At 47.1% G+C, this 6,247-nt stretch carries 4 protein-coding genes; all 4 read left to right on the forward strand.

The features are described from left to right. Positions 1 to 120: 120 nt before the first annotated feature. The 4 genes from FTU19_RS13510 (at position 121) to dnaJ (ending at position 6,091) form a co-directional block, all read left to right on the forward strand. Entirely contained in the window at positions 121 to 1,224 is a 1,104-nt protein-coding gene (locus FTU19_RS13510; protein WP_180131538.1) for an efflux RND transporter periplasmic adaptor subunit, read from the forward strand. Positions 1,225 to 1,226: 2 nt separating this feature from the next. After that, positions 1,227 to 4,364, forward strand: a complete 3,138-nt coding sequence (locus FTU19_RS13515) for an efflux RND transporter permease subunit (RefSeq protein ID WP_180131541.1) — start codon at positions 1,227 to 1,229, stop codon at positions 4,362 to 4,364. Positions 4,365 to 4,494: 130 nt separating this feature from the next. Beyond that, a complete protein-coding gene (locus tag FTU19_RS13520; protein ID WP_180131544.1) occupies positions 4,495 to 4,872 on the forward strand; it encodes a hypothetical protein in 378 nt (125 codons plus the stop codon). A gap of 103 nt (positions 4,873 to 4,975) precedes the next feature. Beyond that, on the forward strand, positions 4,976 to 6,091 hold the full coding sequence (gene dnaJ / locus FTU19_RS13525) for a molecular chaperone DnaJ (RefSeq protein ID WP_034703346.1): 1,116 nt from the start codon (positions 4,976 to 4,978) through the stop codon (positions 6,089 to 6,091). The last annotated feature ends 156 nt before the right edge of the window (positions 6,092 to 6,247 follow it).

The following is a 6,247-nucleotide window of genomic DNA, read 5'->3' on the forward strand; positions in this document are numbered from 1 at the left end:
CATTGTTTTAACTGCAGAATCCTAATTAGTGTACCGGGTGGTATATTAATTAAAAAATAAGCAATTTATATATCTACCTATTTTGCCCTAAAAATGATGATTAGATAAGAGCGAACAATAATGAGCACGATACAGAGCGCACTGGCTGGCATGATCGTCCTATGCAGTATGGCTTTCTCAGGATGTAGCAAGGACAGCGCTGCAGCAGAACAGGAAGTTCCATTTGTCATGGTGACCACACCGAAAACTTCACATCAGGAATTGAAAAGCTATGCCGGTGATGTCCAGGCACGTCAGCAAACAGCACTGGCATTCCGGGTAGGCGGGCAGGTCACCCAGCGTTTTGTCGATGTAGGTGATCAGGTAAAATTTGGGCAGATCTTGGCGACCCTAGATGTGAAAGATGCCCAGCTCCAGCTCAATGCAGCACGTGCCCAGCTGGAAAGTGCCCAATCGGCCAGTAAAATTGCTCAGGATGAATTACAGCGTTTCAAGCAGCTGTTACCCACCAATGCCGTGAGCCGTTCACAATATGATGCGATTGAAAATCAATACAAGGCAGCCGCGTCAAATCTGAAACAGGCCCAGTCTAATTATGATACGGCTAAAAATCAGACTGCTTATAACCAGCTCATTGCCAATAAAAGTGGGGTAATTACTGCACGTAATATCGAAATTGGTCAGGTCGTTGCAGCAGGGCAGGCGGCCTTTGAACTGGCGATAGCCGGTGAGCGTGAAGTCGTGATTGGGGTTCCTGAACAGGCGATTTCCGAAATTAAAACCGGTCAGCCGGCCTGGGTCACGTTATGGTCCAAACCGAATGAAAAATTCGCCGCCTTTGTTCGTGAGATTTCACCTGCAGCAGATCAATCGCGTACCTTCCGGGTGAAAGTGGCTTTACGCGAAGGGAACAGCCAGATCCAGCTCGGTCAGAGTGCCCGGGTGTTCTTCCAGAACAGTCAGGACAATATCCTTAGCGTTCCTTTATCCAGCGTTTCAGCGACCGATCAGCAGGCCTATGTGATGGTAGTCAAGCCGGATCATACCATCCGCAAAGTGCCGGTTCAGCTGGGTGCTTATGGCCGTGATTCTGTACCAGTTCTCAGTGGGTTAAAGGCTGATGATTATGTGGTGATTGGTGGGGTGCATCTGCTGCGTGACCAGCAAAAAATAAATCCGATTGACCGTGAAAACCGTAGTGTGAAAATTCAGGCAGGGAGTTAAATATGAACTTTAACCTGTCTGAATGGGCCTTAAAGAATAAAGGTCTGGTACTGTATTTCATGATCCTGCTCGGTTTGGTGGGCATCGTATCCTATTCCAAACTGTCACAAAGTGAGGATCCGCCGTTTACCTTTAAGGTGATGGTAATCCAGACCTACTGGCCGGGTGCCAGTGCTAAAGAAATGTCCTTACAGGTCACCGACCGGATTGAAAAAGAGTTGATGACTACCGGACAGTATGACCGGATCATGGCCTATTCCCGTCCGGGAGAATCCATGGTGACTTTTATTGCCAACGATTCTTTGGCTTCCAAGGATGTCGCGGATGTCTGGTATAACGTTCGTAAGAAAATCAATGATATTCGCCATGAATTACCGCAAGGCGTACAAGGTCCATTCTTTAATGATGAGTTTGGTGATACCTTTGGCAACATCTATGTCATCAAGGGCAATGACTTCGATTATGCGACGCTTAAAGAATATGCCGACCGTTTACAGTTACAGTTGCAACGGGTCAAGGATGTCGCCAAAGTTGAACTGATTGGACTCCAAGACCAGAAAATCTGGATCGAAATCTCCAACACCAAAGCTACCCAGCTCGGTATTCCGGTCACTGCCATTCAGCAGGCACTGCAGCAGCAAAATGCCATGACTCAGGCGGGCTTTTTTGAAACCGGTTCTGACCGGATTCAGGTGCGGGTCAGTGGTGCGCTGAATAATGTCGAAGAACTGCAGCAGCTACCTTTACTGGTGAATGGCAAGACCATCCAGCTTGGCGATGTGGCGGAGGTTTATCGTGGCTTTACTGATCCAGCACAACCGCGTATGCGCTTTATGGGCGAAAATGGCATCGGTATTGCCGTATCGATGCGTAAAGGCGGCGACATCATTGCCTTGGGTAAAAATCTGGAACAGGAATTTGCTCGATTGCAGAAAACTTTGCCTCTGGGGATGGATCTGCAAAAAGTTTCAGATCAGCCGGTAGCGGTGAAACGCAGTATTAATGAATTTATGAAAGTTCTGGCCGAGGCCGTGATTATTGTTCTCTTGGTGAGTTTTTTCTCACTCGGTTTTCGTACCGGTCTGGTGGTGGCGTTCTCGATTCCACTGGTACTGGCGATGACCTTTGCCGGGATGCAACTGTTTGATGTTGGTCTGCATAAGATTTCTCTGGGTGCCCTGATTCTGGCACTTGGCCTTCTAGTGGATGACGCAATCATTGCCATTGAAATGATGGCAATCAAAATGGAGCAGGGTTTTAGCCGCTTACAGGCGGCAGGTCATGCCTGGCGGACGACTGCTTTTCCAATGCTGACCGGAACACTGATTACTGCTGCCGGTTTCCTGCCGATTGCGACAGCAGCATCCAGTACCGGGGAATATACCCGCTCGATTTTCCAGGTGGTGACGCTGGCGTTATTAGTATCTTGGATTGCCGCAGTTCTGTTTGTGCCTTATCTGGGTGACAAACTCCTGCCAGATTTCAATAAAGATCTGGTGCAGAGAGCACCATGGTATCAACGTCTCTGGGCGCGTTTAGGCAAACGCCCTGAACCGGAGCCGCTGGTGCATCATGCCGGTGAACATCATGATCCTTATCAAACCAAGTTCTATCAGGGCTTTCGCCGTTGGGTGAATATCTGTGTTACCTACCGTAAAACGGTCATCGCGGCGACTGTCGGGATTTTTGTGCTATCCATTTTGATGTTTAATCTGGTGCCTAAACAATTCTTCCCGCCATCGAACCGTGCCGAAATTCTGGTAGATCTGAAACTGGAAGAGGGCGCTTCATTAAAAGCGACTGAGGCTGCAGTGAAAAAAGTTGAAAACTTCCTGTCCAAACAGGAGGGGATTGATAATTATGTGGTCTATGTCGGTACCGGTTCACCGCGTTTCTATTTGCCATTAGACCAGCAATTGCCGCAAGCCAGCTTTGCCCAGTTTGTGGTCTTGGCTTCATCACTTGAAGACCGCAATGAAATCCGTAAATCTTTAAGTGACCAGATTCGGGTGCTGTTACCAGAAGCCCGTACCCGCGTATCTCTGCTGGAAAATGGCCCACCCGTTGGCTATCCATTACAGTTCCGCGTATCGGGTGAAGATCTGGGATTAGTCCGCCAATGGGCACAGAAAGTTGCAGCAACGGTCGGAGACAATCCGAATACCACCAATGTGCATCTGGACTGGGGTGAACCAAGTAAAGTGATTAAGCTGGATATTGATCAGGACCGCGCCCGTCAGTTGGGAGTAAGCAGTAGCGATTTGGCGAATTTCCTGAATAGCTCAATTTCTGGAACTGCGATTGATCAATATCGTGAAAAACGTGAACTGATTGAAATCCGTTTACGGGGTGATCAGGCTGAACGTGTCGATGTCGGTTCACTGAGTAGTCTGGCTGTACCAACTACAAATGGGAGTTCAGTTCCTCTGGCCCAGATTGCCAAGATCGAATACAGCTTTGAAGAAGGCCTGATCTGGCATCGGAACCGCTTGCCGACTATTACGGTACGGGCTGATATCCGGACGCAACTGCAACCGGCAACCGTGGTCAACGAGCTGAAAGATCAGTTGGCGCAGCTCAGATCAGAAATGCCAAGTGGCTATCTGATTGAAGTAGGCGGAACAGTCGAAGAATCTGCGCGTGGGCAGAATTCAGTGAATGCGGGTATGCCATTATTTTTAGCGGTTGTGATGACTTTGCTGATGATCCAGCTTAGAAGTATCTCACGTGCCTTCATTGTCTTCCTGACAGCGCCATTGGGTATTATTGGCGTGGTCTTATTCCTGTTAATTTTCAATAAACCTTTTGGCTTTGTGGCCATGCTAGGCACGATTGCTTTGTCAGGCATGATCATGCGTAACTCGTTGATTCTCATTGACCAGATTGAACAGGATATTCAGGCCGGTGAGTCGCAATGGAATGCAATTATCAATGCCACAGTGCGCCGTTGCCGTCCGATTGTTCTGACTGCACTGGCTGCCGTTCTGGCCATGATTCCTTTATCCAGAAGCATTTTTTTCGGGCCAATGGCGGTTGCCATTATGGGAGGATTGATCGTTGCAACGCTATTAACGCTGTTTTTCCTGCCAGCCTTATATGCACAATGGTTTAAAGTGAAAAAAAGTTTAAATTCTGTTTAAATTTGTCATAATTTCAGGTGCGAAATATTGAAAATTTCAATATAGTAGTACCTGATTTTTTAATAATTCAAAAAAGACATACTGCTGCGGAACTCGCTTGTGCTGGGCCGCACACTAAGGTTGACTAAACATGACTCAAGACACACTCACCAAGATGCGACGCTCCGTGGCGATGGCTTATGTCTTCATGTTTTTTGCTTTGTTTACAGTGGTAAGCGGCATATTCGCCTACTGGTATGCACGTAAGGTGACCCAGATTGATTATGCCGAAGTCTGGTTACAGGCACAGGCACTCTGGATCATGCGTAATATTGTAATTTATTCAGTACTCGCGATTTTTGCAGCGCTCTGGTTCATTCCATTATTTTTCTTCGCCTGGGATAGCCAGCTTTGGGTGAAAGCCTGCACAGTCGCAGGTGTAGTATTCAGCTTTATTGCCATTATTTTCCTCATTAATGCCTGGTTAAAAGGTATCTTCAAATTTTCTCAAAACAAAGCCGTATTCTAAGCTTTCAATTTTTTTTCAGAATTCCCCTTGTAAAGCTGGGTTTAACCCCAATTTTAGACCACAGTCAATATTAAATAGAATTCCGTGAGGAGCATCGCCAGACATGGCTAAACGTGATTATTATGAGGTTTTGGGCGTCTCTAAAACCGCTAGTGATGATGAAATTAAAAAAGCCTACCGTAAGTTGGCGATGAAATATCATCCAGACCGTAACCCGGACAATCCTGAAGCTGAAGAGAAGTTTAAAGAAGCTTCAGAAGCGTATGAAGTTCTGTCAGACAGCGAAAAACGCAGCATGTACGACCGTATGGGCCATCAAGCCTTTGAAGGTGGTATGGGCGGTGGTGCTGGCGGCTTCGGTGGTTTCAGTGCGGAAGATATTTTCAGCCAGTTTGGGGATATTTTCGGTGGAGCCTTTGGTGGGGGGGGCCGTGGCCAGCAACGTCAACGCCGTGGTTCAGACTTACGCTATGTGATGGAATTGACGCTTGAAGAAGCAGTCAAAGGCGTTAAGAAAACCATTACTTTTACTGCACCAGCACCATGTGACGCCTGTGATGGTAAAGGTTCTAAAAATCCGAACGATGTTGAAACCTGTCCAACCTGTCATGGTGCCGGCCAAGTACGTATGCAGCAAGGTTTCTTCTCGGTACAGCAAACCTGTAGTACCTGTCGTGGCCAGGGCAAGATCATTAAGAACCCATGTAATAAATGTCATGGATCAGGTGTATCTGACCGTCAGCAAACCCTAGAAGTTACTATCCCAGCCGGGGTGGACAATGGCGACCGCGTACGCTTGACTGGTAAAGGTGAAGCGATTCGTGATGGCCAATCAGGTGATCTATACGTTGAAGTCGTGGTACGTGAACACGAAATCTTCCAGCGTGACGGTGCAGATCTGTATATGGATGTGCCAATTTCAATTGCGGATGCAGCTTTGGGTAAAGAAGTTCAGATTCCGACATTAGATGGTCGTGTCAGCCTGAAAATTCCTGAAGGTACGCAAACCGGTAAACTGTTCCGCCTACGTGGTAAGGGCGTGAAACCAGTACGTTCAACCATGCAAGGTGATCTGCTTTGCCGTGTTGTTGTAGAAACACCAGTGAACCTGACTGCACGTCAACGTGAACTGTTGAAAGAGTTGCAAGCGACCATGGAAGATGAGGGCAGCCAGTCTTCTCCAAAGAAAAAATCTTTCTTTGATCGGTTGTTTGACTGATCTGGATAGATAAAAAAGGACGCTCAGGCGCATTGCTGTCCCACAATTTTTCACAAGAGGAAGCTCAAATGAGCTTCCTCTTGTTTTATGGGTATTTTATCGGGTGAAAATAAAGCTTTTAAAGTTCTTCTTTCAAACAAATTCACTTGAATTATT

Origin of the sequence: Acinetobacter sp. YH12072 (assembly GCF_013419565.1) — a bacterium.
GTDB lineage: Bacteria > Pseudomonadota > Gammaproteobacteria > Pseudomonadales > Moraxellaceae > Acinetobacter.

Coding starts and splice junctions, on each gene's coding strand:
- FTU19_RS13510 (WP_180131538.1), top strand. CDS start 121: ATGAGCACGATACAGAGCGCACTGGCTGGCATGATCGTCCTATGCAGT.
- dnaJ (WP_034703346.1), top strand. CDS start 4,976: ATGGCTAAACGTGATTATTATGAGGTTTTGGGCGTCTCTAAAACCGCT.
- FTU19_RS13515 (WP_180131541.1), top strand. CDS start 1,227: ATGAACTTTAACCTGTCTGAATGGGCCTTAAAGAATAAAGGTCTGGTA.
- FTU19_RS13520 (WP_180131544.1), top strand. CDS start 4,495: ATGACTCAAGACACACTCACCAAGATGCGACGCTCCGTGGCGATGGCT.